The sequence below is a fragment of the Candidatus Colwellia aromaticivorans genome (assembly GCF_003333305.1).
Taxonomy (GTDB): Bacteria; Pseudomonadota; Gammaproteobacteria; order Enterobacterales; family Alteromonadaceae; genus Colwellia; species Colwellia aromaticivorans.
Genome location: NZ_QOLD01000098.1, coordinates 65,823 through 84,765, shown reverse-complemented (window position 1 = coordinate 84,765; position 18,943 = coordinate 65,823). Strand labels below are relative to the sequence as shown.

The window sequence follows — 18,943 nt, the reverse complement described above, 5'->3', positions numbered from 1 at the left end:
CATGACTTCCTTATTAATTCTATGAAACACCATAGCCTTGGCTTAACACGACGATGCCTGCAACTATTAATCCAGTACCCAATAATTTGTAACTATTTAAAGATTCACCAAAGAGCAATACTGAAAAAAACATCACGATAATAAACGCTGAGCTCATAAATGGGTAAGCGAAGCTAAGAGAAAACTTAGTCATTGCCGCCATCCAAAACAAGCTAGCTATAAAGGCTGAAGCCAAACCGCTGAGAATAAAAGGGTCGAGTATAATCAGTTTGATTAAATAAAAAAATTTCGCAACGGTTTCATCTGGTAATGGCTGTGTTTGCAAATTCATACGCCACTTTAAAACTAATTGGCCATACACAGTAAAAAAAACACAGCCCGCTATATATAGGTACCCAGTCATTTATTTATTATCCATATTTTGATTATCTTTCTCTTTTTTAAAAATATCACTAACAATGTAACGTGGTCTTCCTTTGACCTCGTTAAATACCTTACCCAAATACGTGCCTATCACTCCAATTGACAATATTTGAATTCCTCCGAAAAAGCTGGTCATGATCATCGCTGAGGCCCAACCTGCAACATCAATACTTAAAAATATTTTTTTGAATATTACAAATAAAATGGCTAAGAATGATATTGCGCTTACAGTTGAACCTATATAGACAAACATCTCTAATGGTTTTGACGAAAAAGCGGTAATGGCATTAACTAATAAATTAATTCTTTTTCGTAAGGTGTATGTAGACTCTCCCTTATACTCTCTTTCTACAACTAGTCCCCTCTGATTAAAGCCGACATCGGCGAATAAACCGCCTAAGAAAACTGAGTTTTCTTCATATAGGGAAAGGGCTTCAATATATTGGCGAGACATCAACCTTACTGTCATTAAATTGTGTGGTATTTGAGTATTAGATAGATGGTTAAATAGTCGATAGAACAATGAACCAGCAAACATTCTAAATTTGCTGCCTTCGCGTTGCTTTGCAATGCCGTATACAACATCTACATCAGGGTCATTATTGTACTCTCGCCAAAAAGTTTCAATAAGTTCTGGGTCCTCTTCCAAATCAACATCAATTAGAAAAACGAGCTCCCCTTCTGCACTTTCTAAGCCAGCAACAATAGCATTATGATGACCAAAATTACGGGATAAGTTTACTACTCTTACTCTTTGATCTTTTTTTGCAATCTCTCGAGCTTTTTTCAAAGATTCATCGGGAGAGCCATCGTTGACAAAAACAATTTCATACTCATTAGTTATATCACTTAAAGATATAACTATTCTTTCATAGAATTCATTAATGTATTTTTCTGAAGAATACAACGTCGTGACGATAGATAACTTACACATACTCATTCCCCCTGCCTGTGAATTTAACATTAGCAAGGAACGCTGAAAATAGACTAGATACTAACGAACCATGAACTATAACCCGTTTAAATATGCTCGACTTTGCATATTGATGGTCTAGGTGAATAGGATTATTATCAGAAAAGTGTTTTGCAAATGCAATGACATCATCTTCGATAAAGGCACGTTTCAGAGTCGATTTATTTCCTAGTTTCCAAATACTCATATTTTTTATTGTTTCTCTAACAATTATTGTTCATGTTTTAAATAGAGGTTCTCATCAATAAGTAATTTTTGGCTTCTCTTCTTTATTTTTTTGGCCGGAGACCCAAAATACATAGTCCAATCCTCTGTGTCTTTGGTTATTAGTGAGTGTGCTCCAACAGACGAACCTTCTCCAATATTTATTCCCGGTAATATAATACTCATTGCACCTAAAATTGCATGTTTCCCAATATTTATTTTTTTATTAATACTAGTCTTGAATTCATTAGGAATCGTTGGATTAGTGAGCGAATTTCCAGAATAATCATCGCTACGAGTTATTGCATGACATGCATATGCTAAACCTGAAAAATCGCCAAAGTAAATACCTTTATCGCCACCATCAACGTTGCAATAAGGAGCGATGTGCACATTTCGCCCAAGTATCACTTTACCTGTTATCAGGCAAAAATCATCTATCCGTGAATTATCACCAAGTTCCATTGCATCTGTGTGATAAAGAGATGCCTTTTTACTAATAGATATATTTTTACCTAGTCTTTTAAAACCCAAAGATTCTAATTCTTCTCTACTATAGAAAGCCATAATAATTTTTCCGATTAAAGTTTTATGTAAGATTTAATATTTAGATTTGATTGTTTTAATATAATAGTTTACATGAATTATAATCAACTAGTTTTAAAATCCCCCTAATTTATTTGTATTCCAGAAGCCTTATGCATACTTTTTTTTACAGCTGGAGCACCAGCATAAAAACCATGTGCCTCAGTATCACCTTGTACAAATGAATTGGCTGAAACTAAGGTTTCTTTAGCAAGAAAAATATTATTACCAATTGTACAATGAAAACCAAGAAAGCAATTCTCATCTATTATAGTCTGTCCACCAATAACAGTCCCTGCGGCTATAAAGTTGTGGTCATTAACAATTACGTCATGACAAATTGTTACGCCAGACCAAATAAAGACGTTGTTTCCAATCTTGGTAAAAGGTTCAACAGTCGTATTTGCTAATATAATTGAATTTTCACCTATATTCACTGTCTCTATTTGACAAGCTGCGTAAGGAGAAATATAACTAACAAAACTTACACCTTCACACTTAAGTTGATCATACTTTATTGCTCTTGCTCGCATGTCTTTATAACCAAGAGATAAGAAACATTTAATTTTTTTAGCTTTAATTATTTTAAGTAATTCAGAAGTAGAATATATAGGTAACCCACAAAAAGAATCCGTTGTTATATACTTAGCATCTAACGCAAACCCGACAATCTCATATTCAGACGTCAAATTAAAACAATAATGCATTTGTTTAGCAAATGAAGAAGTGCCAAAAATTATTACTTTTTGCATGGGTTTCTTTCAAGGAAGTTCGCAGCATTAGATCCTGTATGAAATAATAAATCCAATACAGAGACGCCATGTTGAAATTCAGTACCAAATTGTGGATATTCAGGATAACCACTGTATTCCATCCATTCAATAGCAATACTTTTATCAGTAAATCGCTGTTCATCTAAATAATTTTTTGCTGCGGGACCACTTAAATAAGTATTCGCATTGAGTTGCTCGCAAATGCTCACTAATCTGTCAATTCTGTCTTCTTCTAAATTAAAATCTGTTGACGAGTGAATATTCGTTGTTATGCCTAATTTTTTGTTTATCCACTTTATGAAAAGTAAATTAATATCGGACAGTTTTGTTAGTGATTTAGCAGCTTCATAGGTTGCTAATACCTCGTCAGCATAATCTTTATAACATTCTGATTTTGCGTAAGTTTGCGCAATAGTTTTCATGTGTTTATCAATCCAAACAGTGTTTGCAACCTCTGTTTCATTGATAAGTTGGCTACTCGATTTAACAGAAACTGGAATTGTTAACCACTGTAAACCATTTTTTGACTTTATTTGATTTCGGTTTCGCCAATCATTCTTCGTGTATTGAACACAATCGTATATTACAAAATCATCAACTTGATTCATCAAGTCAAAGTAACCTTTCCAAGGAATGTAATTAGATTGTAAAATCGCAACTTTATTATTCATACGTGATTTCTCATATTACTTACAACTTTGAAGCTAAACGACTAATTTTAAATATTTGCGCACGTTTAGGCTCTTCGTAGCTTTTTATAAAAGGAAGAACCTTAGTTTCCATTGAACTCGGTAAAATCAACTTACTGACTTGATATATAGCTTTAATAAAAAACAAACCAATACCATAACCTTTAGGTTCAATATCCTCAATATACGCTAATTGGTAACCTGCACTCATAAATCGATTTTTTACCACTTTAAATGGTTTTTTAACGGTTTCGTTATCAAAAATCAAATAAGCGTCCAAGGGGATATTTCCAATGGAGTCACTCTCTTCCAATAAATCATCAAATACAATGACATGTTGAGGTCTTTTAAGATTGTTGTTGATAAATGTCATAGAGAGCATAACACTCTTATTTCTTTGATTAACATATATAGGTTGGCTAGGGTTTTCTTGGGAAAACTCAGCAATTCCATTACTATTAGCAACAAAATTCCTAATGGATTGTTGCTCTAAACCGCTAAGCAGAGTCGCACCAGAAAGCCAAATGAACAAGGTGAATCGAAAATATGATCTTGATTGTTTTGATAAAAAAAAGCCAGCTAGAATTGACATAGGCGCAACAAAAATAAGTGTGTAATTAGCTTGTTTTAAAGGTAAAGCTGATAAAATAAAAAGCATGAACACAAACCATATCACAATTAACTTAACTTGCTTTTGCGCTAGTAGTTTTTGCTTATATAAAAGTACAACACCCAAAGACGCCATTAATCCTAACAACCAAATGTGCCTAAGATCGATAAACATTAATTTAAGGTAAAATATAGGAGGAGTCGTCGTATCGCTATTAGACAGCTTATTCATCGAATTTGTAATTGCATCAAACAAATATAACGGGTCATTGTGGATTTTCCACATCAATAATAAGTGTAGACAAAAAACAGTTAAGCCGCCGATTATAATCCAAATCCATTTGTTACTGAAGGACTTAGTCGCTAATGCATACAAAACGATGATTGGCGTAGCAAGTACGGCAACGCCCGACTTTACAAACCAAATAAACCCATGAGCAAGCCCATTGCCAAAGAATAACTTGCCCGATTCGTGCTTTTCACCAAAATAGAAGAGAAATATAGATAACGATAAGAAAAAAGCTAATACTGCATCACCCATCATGCGACCCGCATAGTGCACATGTAAAGGGGTTGTTGCAATTATAACTCCTGCGAATAAAGCAGTACGAACACCAAATACTCGCAACGCAAAGATATAAACCAGTGCAACTTCAAGAATTGAACAAATGAAAGACCAGCTATTGGCGCTCCACTCATTTACACCAAAAATTAAAAAAAACACCGCGACTGGAATATTAATACCATAGCGTAGTGCACCAATATAACTTGCCTGATCGTTAGTGCCATTAAGAAATGCTAATGCAGCCCCATTATACGTCATTTCATCCGAACCAAAAATCCCAGTATAAAAGACTAATCTATATAATATGGCAAGTATAATTACACCGAATAGTTTTTTATCGAGATAAAGTGGAGCACCACCTTTTGGCATTACTAACATCCTTTTTATTTTTATAGCCGAACAATTTAGAAAAATCATTATTAAAGAAACTGGCGCTATAAGCTCTTGTATTACACGTACGTGCTAATCATGTAAATAATAGGTTAGTCGCAAACATCAAAGTTTATATTAACTGTTACGTAATTTACAATCAAAATTTATTATTAAAATTTTGCAGGGTTAGTTATAATCAATTTTATTTCATTTAATGAACGCCGCATGTATCGTACGTTATTTATTACACTGATATTATTAAATTTATCACTCAATGGCTGTAGTGAAGCTACGAATGAAAAATATATTCCACCTTCCCCCAAAATATTACCATTAATACTGGAAACTAAAAGCAATCAAACTTATTGGACGGAAGGAAATGTTAATAGACCCAAGGGAGCGACTGATACTTATGCAAGTAAGTCAAACTCAATTCAGTGGCAGAATAAAATGGGGGATTGGCTTGATGGAACCGGAACTCAGCAAGGTAATAAGTTCATTTCGAGCAAAGTCATTTCACCAAATAACGATCTTATAATTTCATTGGATGTAACCACAACAGTCACTCAATGGCTTAATCAGTCAATTGACAATAACGGTTTTTATTTGCACAACAAGGTCAAAAAAAATGGTCGCTTTCGTGTCCGTAGTCATGAAAGCGAAGAAGCCACACCTAAATTAGAAATCAATACACAAAAGAACAAGTATTTACTAGATGCTGTGCTCGACACCACATTATCACGAGCATCTCGTCATTCAGCAGGACATTTAAGTCACCTTGCCTTCAACAAAGACAGCGTAAATTTACTATATTTCGATCTGTCAACTTTAACATTCAATCCTTCTGACGTTGTCTCAGCTAAACTTATACTAACTAAATATGGGAAACATAGAGGAGGAGAGGTCACGATAGAAGTCTATAAGGTAGCCCCCCTGCCGGACGAACCTAGCGTTGAATACGGTATAGCGGAACAATATCACAAAGATTTCGGCATGCTTAACAATCTCAAAGTACTTATTACTGAAGACTTTGACAACGACTATTGGCTAGAAAAGATTACCCATACTAGGCGCCATGCACGCTACCATATAGCCAAGCCTGAAGATACTGACAATCAATATTCACCATTAATTGGTGATTCCCTTGCGATAGAATTTAATCCCAGACAAAATCTTGCCTTCACGGGTAAATACCAGTTACAAGAACTGATTGGTTACGAACCTCTATCTTTGTATTTTCGGTATTACATCCGCTTGGGTGATAATTGGGACTCAACTTTAGGGGGAAAATTCCCTGGGATAGCTGGGACCTATAATAAAGCCGGTTGGGGAGGTAGAAAAGTAAATGGCACGAATGGTTGGTCTGCAAGGGGATTTTTCTCTACCTCTGTACCTAATGGCGAGCCATTTGAAGGCACAACCCCACTGGGTAACTATGTCTACCACCCGGACTTTAATAACCGCTATGGCGAAGGGGTTATGTGGGGTACAGCTCGCAGTTCATTGGTTAAAAATCGATGGTATTGCATTGAACAACATATAAAACTAAACGAACTTGGCAAGAAAAATGGGGAGCTTAATGTATGGGTAGACGGCATCCTTAGTTATAGTCGAAAAAACTTTCGATTTAGAGATGTAGATTCGTTGAAGATAGAAAGTGTATGGATTGATTTCTATCATGGCGGTACAATAAAACCTAAAACGGTTCAAGAAATTTATATCGATAACATTGTCATCGCTACTGAATATATAGGACCAATAAGAGCGCTATATTAATAAATTACGTGCCTATGTAGATCAATTAGGAAAGAGTAAAGATTGACAAAAAACGTCATTCTAGTGGTGTTTTAGCTGACGTCATATGGATGTGACTTATTCGAGGATGCAGGATGCAGGATGCACATTCTCCTGCATCCAAACTAAAAGACAATGGTTCTTCGACAAAACACCTCGAAGATACGCTACATGGATGTAGTTTATTAGACAATGCAGGAGCATATTGTCCTGACGGTATTAATGAACTCCTGAGTAAACTACATAGTCAAGATAAGTTAAATCTAGACAACATTATAAGCTAGTAAATAATTTAAACGATAACTACCTTGAAACACACAGGTAGCAAGGATTATTCATTGAAAAAGCTACGCATCACTTTACTAACAACAAGTGTTATCGTTATATTTATAGCTATTTATGCAACTTTCTCCCTGATGGATGAATATAATCTAACTTTTAAAGAATTCATTAACAAAAGTGCCCGAAAACTGACAATCATCGACCAAGATGAAAGGCTGGTAAACTATCCTGCTAGGTATTCAAATTTGGTTGTTCCTCATAATAGCGGTTCGCCTACACCTAAATTATTTTTAAAAGAGTTACGTTTCTGGAATGGTAAAGTTTCTCCTAAATTTTATCAAGAACGTATCACATCGCTACAAAAAAATCATGCTGGCTATAGTATCAATTGTCAAAGTACGAGCATTAACGAGATTCTTAATTGTTACCTATTTAATGCAGAACAATTTCATTTCAAACGCCTCGAAAATGCATTACTTAACTATAAATTTATTTTGCCAAAAGAAGAAAGTGAGTATGGAAACGCTTGGCATTTTGTAATGATATATGATTTGGCAAGTGCTTCCCCATCGTTTTCAGCAGACATTCGCCGCGCATTAAATAGAAAAATGTCTACTCTTTTAACGTCATATTTAACCTTGTTAGATGGTGAAGCATCATCTTTATGGCATGGTCGGTCTTCGCTAATTGCAAACGCTTTTTTATTAGCTACGATGCTTCCTAAAGACATTAATTTATATAAAAAACAGTATGCAAGAGCGTTTGGATATATGTCAGACTTATATCGTGCCTTATCAACTACAGAAGTATGGCCAGAAGGATACAATTATTGGATCAATGCTAGAGCATTTCAATTGATACTAGCATTGTCAGCATTTTCAAATGCTCAACCTGACGAAAAACTTCAAGCCGATGTGAAACATACTATTTATAGAATCGGGTTATGGCATGTATATTTAACTCGCCCCGACACTAAAATGGAAGGCTGGGGAGATGAGGGGCCACGCATAGATCTGAAAGATGAAACAGCTAAAGTTATCGATCTGATCGCCCAAATCACGAACAAGATAGTATTTAGAAAATACTCTAGGTTAATACGACAGAAGTATGGCAAAACTTCATATTACAAGGGATACCGATGGATGCTCCCTTTGTTGTGGCATGAGCCTGAGATAAGTGATGAAGAAATATCAATTCCTACCAGTGAGCTATTTGGTAAGAACTATGTAAATCAGATGAGTGTAAGGAGTAATTGGTCTCCTAATGCAACCTTTTTGAGCTTTCGGTCAGGTCATTTATTTTCCCACCATCAACATTATGATGCCGGTCATTTCAGTATATTTAAAGGCGCACCGTTAGCCTTAAACAGCAGTGTTTACAATGGAAGCACCAAAACGAAAAATAGATTGAATTACTCCATTAGAACGATTGCCAAAAACAGTTTGTTAATCCAAAAACCTGACGAGAAAGTTAAGCCTAATCATCTGTTTGAACAAAATGTAGCAGGGGGAGGTCAGCGATTGTCTATACCGACTGGCAGCTCAATATATAGCTTTGATAATTGGCAACAAAACTTGTATCAAGGAATGCATCTTGAAGGAGGAGAGCTATTAAATTACAAATATGAACCCGGTGTATTCACATCGATAACAACTGACTTAACTAACGCATACAACAGTATTCGTTTTGACGAATCGAATAGTGGCGGTAAAGTACAGAGGGTTGAAAGAACACTGACTTATTTAGAAGCCTTAGATATTATTTTCGTTTACGATAATATTCGTACTACATCGTCATTTTTCAAAGTAAAATGGTTACTTCACACGATCAACAAGCCAGAATTTAAACACCTTTCTTTATTAAAAGGAAACAGCAATGATGGAATTTTAGAGACTTCAGCAAATAATGGCATAATTTCAAACGGCGACAGTACTATGCGAATTGATATATTATCTCCCGAGTTAAGTAATACTCATCTAGTAGGAGGCCCTAATTACAAGTTTTATGTTGAAGTAGACGGTGATGATTCAAAATTAGACGGCATCAATATGAAGACATCGAAAGACCTTCGATGGTTTGAAAACCCTGAGTGGCGAATGGAAGTTTCCCCACAACAAAGTAGAATGAACAACCATTTTATGATCGCAATGCAACCACGAATTGGAAAATTGAATGCGAAAGTGATAACTCCGGATAAAACTAAATCAAGCGGAGCACAAGCTCAACTTTTTGATAACATTCTTTTAGTCTGGAATATGTTCGAAACGAGAGCAAACGTAGTGTTTCCTAGGGCAATTAAATATATTGCTTTTTTTTCAAACAAGAAGCAAAAAGTCAACATTAAGAGCCAAGGTATAGATTTAATAATAGATATCCAACTGGGCTTTAACTATATCAAGCTACCTAAAAGTGCCTTATATAAAATAGCGTTCACTCTCGGTGGGAAATTATAGACATAGACGGTATATGCGCTTTAATTTCCATGAGTTATTAAAACTTGTAAGGTAAAACGCTCAACCTCTGTTCGCCACGCTTTTGTTGAAAAGGTATGGTTGGCATCAGCCACATCTAATCGTGCTGAACATTTATCCTTCATACACTGTTTCCACTTATCGTCTTTACTGATCAATTGCTCAAATTCTTTCGCCGTTAGATCTTCACCACTCATAATTAACGAGACATTACCATTGAATGCTTCAAGCCCTTGTTGCATGTAACTTATGTAATTGTCCTCTGTTAGTTGAGGCAGTTGGCGCATAGATTTTTTTTGTTCAACTTGAAGCTGACTGCTACAGCCAGAAAAGTAGGCCTTTTTAAATTGCCCTAGAACGTCTTTAATACTACTAACAACATTAAGCTTCCCACAAAAAAGAGACCACCAAAACTGCGATGACATTATTTTTTTTAGGTAATAGTGCTTTAGCACTGCCTGTGCCTTAGATTGTGTTTGTCTAACCCAAGGGTTAAGCAAAATCAACTGATCCACTATTGGCGGAGAGTATGCTGCGTAGACCATAGCAACTGAGGCTGCATCACATAGTCCCCATAAAGCAACTCGTTCAAGTGTTGGACATTGTTGTACAAACACTTTTAGCGCATTGTCAACATCAGGCAATACCGAATAAAAATCACTTAACTCCCCTTCACTATCACCCATGCCTTGGTAATCAAATCTAAATACAGCAATACCTTTTTTTGCAAGTGAACGAGCCAACAATAGAAACTGACGATGACTTCCCACACGAGTTTGGGGGCCGCCGACAATTAATAACAAACCTTGCGTAAAAGCTTCTTCCGGTTGATGAATTATACCAACAAGACGTTTATTCTGACTGGTAAACACCAAAGGAGTTTCATTCATTTTCATATAAACCTAATAGATTGTGCAGGGTCGACACACTAAGGGCTTCGCACGTAGCTATTTCCTGAGTACTCCAATAAGGAATGCCTGCTATGAAAAAAGTGGCTACATCCTGAGAACCACTTTGCCATACATCAATCAATTTTTTGCTCACTGGCAACAAATCTTTTTTAGGAGGCATGCCCACTTCATACCAAGTAAGACGTATTTCCCTTTCAGTAGCTAGATTGACTGTTGATAGATTTATGGCTTCTATATCATTAATTAGCTGACTATTTAGCATGTACCCGGCAACTTCTAACGTTCCGCTTTCTGCTAGAATATGTTGAAGTTGTGCAGCGCTCTCTTTAACGCCACTTGTTACAACACTAGCGGCAAGCCGTAGGCGTAAAAATTGTCCTACAAATTGTTTACCATTAATAACGGGCTGCCAAAGTACCACATCAGAAATATCGAGCGCTTCATTTTTACAAGTAATATCCATTGCTAATGTTGCGCCAAGCCTTAACCCCAATAGTCCAATATCAACGTTTGGGGTATTTTCCCGTAACCATGCTAAACAGCTAGCAACATCCTGATGCCATTGCTGCCACGTGGCTTGTTCTAATTCCCCTTCGCTATCACCGGTTCCATATAAATCTACAAGCAATACCGCCACTCCCATCACAGAAGCCATGCGCGCAAAATCACTTAGCATTTTTCGGCTTTTGTTCATTTCCTCTGCAAACGGAGGCACCACCAAAAGTGTTTTAACATGCTTAACATGTTCAGGCACTTGGAAATAAATCGTAAAAATGGATTGACCGTTAGAATCGAGAAACTGGGGTTGCATCGTGGTTAGCTTAATTTCAATTGAACAAATGCCATTAATGTTCCTAAGGTTTCAAATACATCCGCATCAATTTCGTCATCTTCAATCATGACACCATAATTATCTTCAATTGTTGTTAAAATGGTTACAATAGCCATTGAATCAAACTCTGGAATACAGCCTAGTAACTCGGTATTTTGGTCAAAATCGCTTACATCATCAAGTTGCAAACATTCTTGAACAAGCGCAATAATATCTTCTAAAGTCATACTTCTTCTCTTTTGTTAATAATTTATTCTGTTGAATTGTCGTTATTTACAGTATTGTAAACTGCCATAAGCTGCTCTGCCACTGCTTGCCAGCTCTTATCTGCAACTAACATTTTGCATGCTTCTTTACTCATACTTTGCTGTAAGCTATTTATTACTACTGAGCGAATATCCTGTTGGGATTGAGGAGAAAACTCGGCATAAGCCCTTGCATCTTCTGCAAACTCAATAGCACTATTATTCGTCGCTGCTACGGGCGTTCCAGCGGCCAACGCTTCAAATACCGTTAACGGTAGTACTTCTTGATAACTTGGTAAACAAAACAAATCTGCCGCTGCATAAGCGCTTGCCAACATAGGGTCGTTATTATCTAAATACCCTATGTATTTCACATGTTGGTAACTTACCATATGATCTAAGTTTTTCTGCTCAGAACTAACGCATGGTCCGATAATATGTATTTGGCATGGAAAGTCTTTCATCGCCTCAACTAAAGCGAGTTGATTTTTATTTTGGTTAATTGAACCAACAACAAGAATCAATGGTACCGATAAGTTAGATGCATACTTCTCTCTGTAGGCATCACCATTTGTTTGAAAGTAACGCTGATTTATACCATTAGCCACGATGGTAAATGCAGTCTGATCTACATTAAATGCAGAAGTCGCTGACAAATATTCTTGTTCACCGAGAAAAATAACATAGTCGCTTAGTGTATAAGCGTCATTACACATCGCATAATCAGATTTTACATGCCAATGAGTCAACTTACCCACTATTCTGTCTGAGATTTTTGCAATTTGGGCTCGTGCCTTGGTCCAACTACAGCGGGCTAAAGGTGATAACACAACCTTTAGCCCTAATTCTTTAGCAACCTTTATAATGCTTTCATTGCCATTTGCGAGACCGAAAACATGAAGTATATCAAAATCTTCAAGTTTATCGTTAAGTGTATCAAAGATCTTAGCGTCAACTCCAAGAGCACACAAAGCCGTTAAGGTCTCTTGCACTTGGATTTGCAACCCCCCTTTTTTCTGAAACAACATAGGGTAGGAAATTAACGCGATTCTCATACAAACTCCTTCGTTTATTCAATCAAAGCACGTTGATAAAATGACAATAATTGTTGAGATAACTTTACTTTATCAAAAGCCTCTTGAGCATAGACACTTGAATTTTTAGACATAACTTGTAACTTATCACTATCATTTATTAACTGACAAATAGTTGTCGCTGTGCTTTCTAAATCGTCTACAGGTACTTTAATACCAACGTCTGAATTTATGACAACATCTCTTGACCCAGGAATATCGGTAACAATAGGTACACAACCGCAAGCCATCGCTTCGGCGGTAACAATTCCAAATCCTTCCCTTAAACTAAGTAACAAATGCATATCGGCCATTTTAAGGTACTTATCGACTCTATCTGTAAAGCCTATAAGTTTAACTTTTTTTTCTAATTGATATTTTGAAATTTTATTTTTTACTTCTTTTTCTAAAGGACCTTGACCAATCATTACCAGTGTAACGTTACTACATTTTTTTTGAACCGCATTGAATACATCGAGCAGGTACAACGGTCGTTTCTGCTCTCCAAGCCGAGCAACACTAGCAATGACCGTATCTTGCTCAGAAATACTCAATTCTTCACGTGATTTGACATTCACGTTAACATCAGAAATCGTATTAAACTGAGTTAAATCAACCCAATTAGCAATAACTTGTACGGGACAAGTCAACAATTCCCCCATTAACTCATCATAATTATTTTTTGCAGATTTACTTACGGCATAAATAGCTTTAACACCCGCAAAAGATGCCTTAAAATGGTGAATATGCCAAGGAGTAAACTCTGTTTGATTAAAGGTATTATGAACACTAACTACCATTGGTTTATTAAGTAGGCTAACTAACCAATGTATTGAACCACCGTAGCTAGTCCAACAATAATAAATATGAACTAAATCAACATTAAGTTTCTTCAGAAAACGATAATGAAAAAATAAAGCCTTTAGCTTATTAACATGCCTAAAAGACCAGTTTTCAATAAAAGGGGGGATATCTCTAATATGTACATTAATGCCATTTTCAGTCAAGGCATGAGCCCAGCTTTCTACTCCTGAAAATTGACTTATTACAATAGAAACCCTATAGCCATTAACTATAAGCAATTTGGCTTCATCGGCCATTTTCATTTCCATGCCCCCAAGGGCACCAGAATAACTTGTCAATAAAATGTGTTTCATAAACCAATATCAAAAATTGTAACTAACTTTATTTTGCCATATAATGACGCTAAACACCTGTTTTGTCCAAGAATAATCAGAGACATATTCAATTCAAATATATATATGGGCTAGACCTTTCATATACTTTTTTTCCAGAATTAAAGTAATAGAAAATATAATTAGGATCACGATTGAACGATATTAGCTCAAAAAGTGTGTCAAAAAAAGTCAATTTAGGAATGTTTTGGCTACTTAATTTAAGACTAGTACTTAAGTCTATCGCTTTCGTTAGTACCCTGATTTTAGTCCGTATACTTGCCCCTGAAGATTTTGGGTTAGTTGCTCTAGCAACCTCATTCTATGCGTTAGTAGAACTAATGACAGCTTTTGGATTTGAAGCTGCAATTATTCAAACAAAAGATGCAACTAAACAACATTATTCTACAGTATGGACCTTTAGGATGATTGTAAGCTGCTTAATGTGTGGTATAACTTTCTTTAGCAGTGAAGCAATTGCAAATTTCTACCAAGAACCCAAATTGATATTGTTAACTAAGATACTTTCCGTATTATTTATCATCAAAGCTTTAAATAATCCAGGCATGATGAAAATTAACAAGGAAATGCAATTTAAAAAACTATTCCAGTTACAATCTACCGTAAAAGTAACTTCCTTTATATTTACTATTTCATTCGCTTTTTATTTACAAAACTACTTTGCATTAATTATTGGCTTATATGTGTCTGCTTTAACTTCAGTCGTTATGAGCTATTATATCTCATCATTCAGACCTACTATATGCCTCAAGCACATCGGCGAAATTTTCAAGTTTTCAAAATGGATGATAGTCAATGCTTGGCTAAATTATTTAAACACCCGCACTACCGAAATAGTACTGGGTTATATGGGAGCGTCGCGTGATGTTGGTCTATTTAATGTGTCTAATGAAATAGCGGCAATGCCTTCCACAGAATTCGGTGCTGCAATAAACAAGTCATCGTATTCTGGGTACTCGATGGTGAAACAAGATTTAATAAAATTACGCACATTATTTACTGATGTTTTAGGGCAAACGGCACTTATTACAATACCGGCCTGCATCGGAATATACATGCTGTCTTATGAAATTTCGCACGTCATTTTAGGAAAAGGCTGGGAGTCGACTCAAACTATTATAGAGTATATCGCTTTAGCAAGCATATTTAGCGCCTTAACAACTAATCATATGTACATATACATGGCATTGGGGAAACCAAGATTAACAACGATGCTAAGTGCCATTCGTGCGATTATTTTCTTTGCTTTTTTGATCCCTCTTAGTCAATCACAAGGTATTAATGGCGCTGCAAAAGCAGTTTTATATACAAGCATTATTTATTATCCAATTCCTTTACTAATAACTATGCGTACTCTTACCCTAGATATCAGAAGCTATATCAGCAACATAATGTATGTTGCCGTATCTGTTGTTGTTATGGTCCTTACTATCTTTGCTATATCTGAGGTATACACGACTTTTGAATTCAATAATATCGTATTACTAATGTTTATAAAAATATTTTCAGGCGCTATAAGCTTTACAGCATCTTTATATTTACTTTGGATAATAAGAGAAAAGCCATCAACATCAACTGAAGGTAAAGTTTTTATGTTTATAGCGAGAAAATTGCGTAAAGGATAATTTGATCGTGATTTATCCATGGAAACGAGATGTCAAAGATTTGTTTACTGAAGCAAAGGGGGATGAGTATATTCAGGTACAAAACCAGTATTGTCGTTGATCTATCATCAAGCAGAGTTATTGTTACAAGCACTAAATCAACTGTAATCAAATTATGCGGTAACAGGTTTATATTTTTACGTGCCTATGCACTTTACTCAGGAGCTCATTGATAACGTCATCTTCGAAGTCTTTTATCGAAGATCCATTGTCTTTTAGTTTAGATTCAGGAGAATGTGCATCCTGCATTCTCGAATAAGTCACATCCATGTGACGTCAGCCTAGAACACCACTGGAATGACGTTTTCGAGCAATTTTGAATTGCTCCTGATTGATCTACATAGGCATGTATTTTTATGATAACGATGTTATCGAAATAGCAAAAAATATAGAACCATCTTCTCGTGGTGAATTAGAAATTACAGAGGTAAATAATGCATTTTTAAAACGTGGTGATTTGCATGTAAACTACTTGGTCGTAGTTTTGCTTGGTTAGATACAGGAACGCATGATACATTAATGGAAGCGGGTCATTTTGTTCAGACCATTGAAAATCGCCAAGGGTGGAAAGTCGCTTGTTTAGAATAAATTGGCTTCAACCAAGGTTGATTGACTAAAGAAGAAATTAATACCGTAGAAAATACCCTACATAAAACTGGTTATGGCCAGTATCTAGCCTCATTAATTGAAGAGTAGCCCTGTGAATATAATAGACACAAAAATTGCTGAAGTTAAAATTATTGAACCTAAAGTATTTGGTGATGAACGTGGTTTTTTCTTAGAAACTTTTCATAGTACCCGCTATCAAGAGCTTGTTGGTATTGACTTACCCTTTGTACAAGACAATTATTCTCGTTCAAGTAAAGGTGTGTTAAGAGGTTTGCACTTTCAAAAAACGAAACCACAAGGAAAACTCATTCGAGTTGTACGAGGTGAAGTATTTGATGTTGCGGTAGATATACGAAAAGATTCGCCAACATATGGTCAATGGGAAGGTGTAATATTAACCGAAGTTAATAAGCGCCAATTTTGGATACCACCAGGCTTTGCTCATGGCTTTGTTGCTTTGTCTGATATTGCTGATTTTGAATATAAATGTACAGACTTTTACGACCCTTCAGATGAAGGTAGCTTGATGTGGAATGATCAAGATATTGGAATTAAATGGCCATTAACAGACGTGCTATTATCAGATAAAGATAAAGTTGCGACCTTGTTTAAAAATTTATAATTTAAGAGTATGGAATGAATATAATTGTGTTAGGTTGTAATGGGCAGTTAGGTCGTTGCATACAAGATATATCTAAAAAATTTGGACAAGTATATGGTTTTACGTTTAAGTTTTTAAATAGTAAAAACGGTGACATTACAGATTCAAAAAAATTAGCTCAATTATTTGCTGATTTTTCAGCTGATGTAGTGATTAATGCAAGTGCTTATACGGCTGTTGATAAAGCGGAGTCAGTTGCGAAAGTGGCTTATGCTGTTAATGCTGAAGGGCCTAAAAACATAGCTCAGATCTGTTCAGATTCAGATATTGTGTTTATTCATGTATCAACAGACTATGTATTTGATGGGAATTCAACTCAACCTTATCAACCTAATGCTGTTACAAATCCTCAAAGTGTTTATGGGGCGAGTAAGTTAGCTGGAGAACAAGCTATTCAAACGTTGATGAATAAGTTTGTTATTATTCGAACTGCCTGGGTATTTAGCGAATATGGCAATAACTTTGTTAAGACTATGCTTCGACTTGCAAATGAGAGAAATGAACTAGGTATTGTCGCAGATCAAAAGGGTTGTCCTACTTATGCTGGAGACCTTGCTGTTGCAATTCTTGATATTGTTGTAGAAGTTCAAAAAGGTAAATCGAATTGGGGTATTTATCATTACTGTGGTGATAAAGAAACAACATGGTATGAATTTGCTAATCAAATATTTAAAATAGGATTAGCGCAAAAAAGTTTATTAAAACAACCTGTAGTAAATGCTATTACCACCAAAGCCTTTCCTACACCAGCAGTTAGGCCTAAATATTCAGTAATGGATAATTCTAAAATTATTGTTGATTGGGGTGTGGCAGAGTGTGGCTGGGATAAATCTTTATCTAAAGTTATTTTCAACATATCAGTATCTAACGATAGTTAAAATAAAAATACAACATCTAATGCTGAGCATAAAAGTACGACTTTAAATGCATGTTTGTGGGGCTATTATATAGGTAACCCCAAAAGGATAAATACCTTCTGATGATGTAATAAATCGATTTACAAAGGTTAAAGTTATTTTATAAGATAATTTTTATCTACTGATTTTTGATGTCAAGAGCCTGAAATATGTATGTTTTAAGAAAAGCGACTATAGTCTGTAATCTGAATTGATACCTGATTGATTGGATATAATTCTGGCGGCTTAACGTTGGTGACTTGCGACTTAACACGTAGCCAAGTCGAAAGAAAATACTCGAAAGATGCTTTTGATATACAATAAACTCTTCTTTTTCAAGATTATCTTTAAATATATGTAAATGCTCTTGGTGGTATTTAGCTGCATCACTTAACAACCGCTCTTTTTGTGAAGAGAGTGATTGACCAACTTTTCTAAAATAAGCTAAAGGCTTATTATAAAATTTAACGTTAAAATTTATAATAAGCCTCACCCAAAGGTCAATATCATCACATGAGCCATATTCTGGGTTGAAGTGATACTCAAGTACCGAAAGGGCATCTTTTTTGATCATAACCCCTTGGGTTGAAATACCTACCTTTTTAGTAGCAATTGCACCTAAATAATTAGCATTACATTGATAAATATTTTGTTCGCATTGGGTTAAATAATTAGCGGCTCTCTCGACGTAGTTCGACCTCGCCAAAGTACCTACTTGTTCCTTTTTTCCACTTTCATCCATACCATAGACATCACAAAAAACTACCTGTGTCTCTTGATAGCTATCAAAGACTCGAACTAACTCACTAATTTTTTCGGAAGCATCATAGTCATCATGATCTAAAAAGCAGATAAATTGTCCTGACGACATTTTTATACCCGTATTTTTCGGTATAGAAGGTCCCCCTGAATTATGCGCTAATCTGGACGTCCTAATTTCAGGATGCTTACTACTGTATTGTAGAGCAATTTCATAGGAGTTATCGCTGGAGCAATCATCAACTATTATAAGCTCTTTATTTGGATAGGTTTGATTTAAAAAACTTTGAATTGTTTCATCGATATACTTTTCAGCATTGTATACTGGCATTATGACACTGACTTTTGCACTCATTT

At 35.5% G+C, this 18,943-nt stretch carries 19 protein-coding genes and 1 pseudogene; 7 read left to right on the top strand and 13 right to left on the bottom strand.

Annotated elements, in window-relative coordinates; translation table 11 throughout:
* Positions 1-19: 19 nt before the first annotated feature.
* From DWA31_RS16405 to DWA31_RS16375, 7 genes are all read right to left on the bottom strand, one after another.
* A complete protein-coding gene (locus DWA31_RS16405; RefSeq protein ID WP_210725625.1) occupies positions 20-331 on the bottom strand; it encodes an EamA family transporter in 312 nt (103 codons plus the stop codon).
* Between the two features lie 72 nt (positions 332-403).
* Complete coding sequence (locus tag DWA31_RS16400; protein WP_168427383.1) at positions 404-1,357, bottom strand: glycosyltransferase family 2 protein; 954 nt, start codon at positions 1,355-1,357, stop codon at positions 404-406.
* A complete protein-coding gene (locus DWA31_RS17925; protein ID WP_114327643.1) occupies positions 1,350-1,583 on the bottom strand; it encodes a MaoC/PaaZ C-terminal domain-containing protein in 234 nt (77 codons plus the stop codon). Before DWA31_RS17925 ends, DWA31_RS16400 begins: the two co-directional genes overlap by 8 nt.
* A gap of 23 nt (positions 1,584-1,606) precedes the next feature.
* The gene (locus DWA31_RS16390) at positions 1,607-2,167 is read right to left on the bottom strand and encodes an acyltransferase (RefSeq protein ID WP_114327642.1); all 561 of its coding nucleotides are present in this window, start codon (positions 2,165-2,167) and stop codon (positions 1,607-1,609) included.
* A 104-nt stretch (positions 2,168-2,271) separates the two neighbouring features.
* A complete protein-coding gene (locus DWA31_RS16385; protein WP_114327641.1) occupies positions 2,272-2,937 on the bottom strand; it encodes an acetyltransferase in 666 nt (221 codons plus the stop codon).
* Complete coding sequence (locus DWA31_RS16380) at positions 2,925-3,629, bottom strand: WbqC family protein (protein WP_114327640.1); 705 nt, start codon at positions 3,627-3,629, stop codon at positions 2,925-2,927. Before DWA31_RS16380 ends, DWA31_RS16385 begins: the two co-directional genes overlap by 13 nt.
* Positions 3,630-3,648: 19 nt before the next feature.
* Positions 3,649-5,190 (bottom strand): ArnT family glycosyltransferase, encoded by a 1,542-nt coding sequence (locus DWA31_RS16375; protein WP_168427382.1) that lies wholly within the window; start codon positions 5,188-5,190, stop codon positions 3,649-3,651.
* A 228-nt stretch (positions 5,191-5,418) separates the two neighbouring features.
* Between DWA31_RS16375 and DWA31_RS16370 the strand changes: the two genes are divergently transcribed.
* The 3 genes from DWA31_RS16370 to DWA31_RS16360 all read left to right on the top strand — a co-directional run bounded on the left by DWA31_RS16370 (position 5,419) and on the right by DWA31_RS16360 (position 9,722).
* Complete coding sequence (locus DWA31_RS16370) at positions 5,419-6,969, top strand: polysaccharide lyase (protein WP_114327638.1); 1,551 nt, start codon at positions 5,419-5,421, stop codon at positions 6,967-6,969.
* Positions 6,970-7,082: 113 nt separating this feature from the next.
* The gene (locus tag DWA31_RS16365) at positions 7,083-7,271 is read left to right on the top strand and encodes a hypothetical protein (RefSeq protein WP_114327637.1); all 189 of its coding nucleotides are present in this window, start codon (positions 7,083-7,085) and stop codon (positions 7,269-7,271) included.
* 54 nt (positions 7,272-7,325) lie between these two features.
* Entirely contained in the window at positions 7,326-9,722 is a 2,397-nt protein-coding gene (locus DWA31_RS16360) for a hypothetical protein (protein WP_114327636.1), read from the top strand.
* A 20-nt stretch (positions 9,723-9,742) separates the two neighbouring features.
* Here DWA31_RS16360 and DWA31_RS16355 read toward each other — a convergent pair whose 3' ends face one another.
* The 5 genes from DWA31_RS16355 to DWA31_RS16335 are packed head-to-tail and all read right to left on the bottom strand — an operon-like array spanning position 9,743 to position 13,958.
* Complete coding sequence (locus DWA31_RS16355) at positions 9,743-10,630, bottom strand: hydrolase 1, exosortase A system-associated (protein WP_168427381.1); 888 nt, start codon at positions 10,628-10,630, stop codon at positions 9,743-9,745.
* Entirely contained in the window at positions 10,623-11,462 is an 840-nt protein-coding gene (locus tag DWA31_RS16350) for a hydrolase 2, exosortase A system-associated (RefSeq protein WP_114327634.1), read from the bottom strand. The genes DWA31_RS16355 and DWA31_RS16350 overlap by 8 nt, the downstream gene beginning before the upstream one ends.
* Before the next feature lie 5 nt (positions 11,463-11,467).
* Entirely contained in the window at positions 11,468-11,710 is a 243-nt protein-coding gene (locus DWA31_RS16345; protein WP_114327633.1) for a phosphopantetheine-binding protein, read from the bottom strand.
* Between the two features lie 23 nt (positions 11,711-11,733).
* Positions 11,734-12,783, bottom strand: a complete 1,050-nt coding sequence (locus tag DWA31_RS16340) for a glycosyltransferase family 4 protein (RefSeq protein ID WP_114327632.1) — start codon at positions 12,781-12,783, stop codon at positions 11,734-11,736.
* Between the two features lie 14 nt (positions 12,784-12,797).
* Positions 12,798-13,958: a glycosyltransferase family 4 protein gene (locus DWA31_RS16335; RefSeq protein ID WP_114327631.1), complete on the bottom strand. Its 1,161-nt coding sequence runs from the start codon at positions 13,956-13,958 to the stop codon at positions 12,798-12,800.
* Between the two features lie 173 nt (positions 13,959-14,131).
* Between DWA31_RS16335 and DWA31_RS16330 the strand changes: the two genes are divergently transcribed.
* The 4 genes and pseudogenes from DWA31_RS16330 to rfbD all read left to right on the top strand — a co-directional run bounded on the left by DWA31_RS16330 (position 14,132) and on the right by rfbD (position 17,809).
* Complete coding sequence (locus DWA31_RS16330; protein ID WP_114327630.1) at positions 14,132-15,622, top strand: lipopolysaccharide biosynthesis protein; 1,491 nt, start codon at positions 14,132-14,134, stop codon at positions 15,620-15,622.
* 382 nt (positions 15,623-16,004) lie between these two features.
* Positions 16,005-16,357, top strand: a pseudogene (locus DWA31_RS16325) (sugar phosphate nucleotidyltransferase); the annotation flags it as partial.
* 4 nt (positions 16,358-16,361) lie between these two features.
* Complete coding sequence (gene rfbC, locus DWA31_RS16320; protein WP_114327629.1) at positions 16,362-16,892, top strand: dTDP-4-dehydrorhamnose 3,5-epimerase; 531 nt, start codon at positions 16,362-16,364, stop codon at positions 16,890-16,892.
* Between the two features lie 14 nt (positions 16,893-16,906).
* Positions 16,907-17,809, top strand: coding sequence for a dTDP-4-dehydrorhamnose reductase (gene rfbD, locus DWA31_RS16315; protein WP_114327628.1), 903 nt, complete (start codon positions 16,907-16,909; stop codon positions 17,807-17,809).
* Between the two features lie 157 nt (positions 17,810-17,966).
* Here the strand turns inward: rfbD and DWA31_RS16310 are convergent, their stop codons facing one another.
* Entirely contained in the window at positions 17,967-18,941 is a 975-nt protein-coding gene (locus tag DWA31_RS16310; protein WP_114327627.1) for a glycosyltransferase family 2 protein, read from the bottom strand.
* Positions 18,942-18,943: the final 2 nt, after the last annotated feature.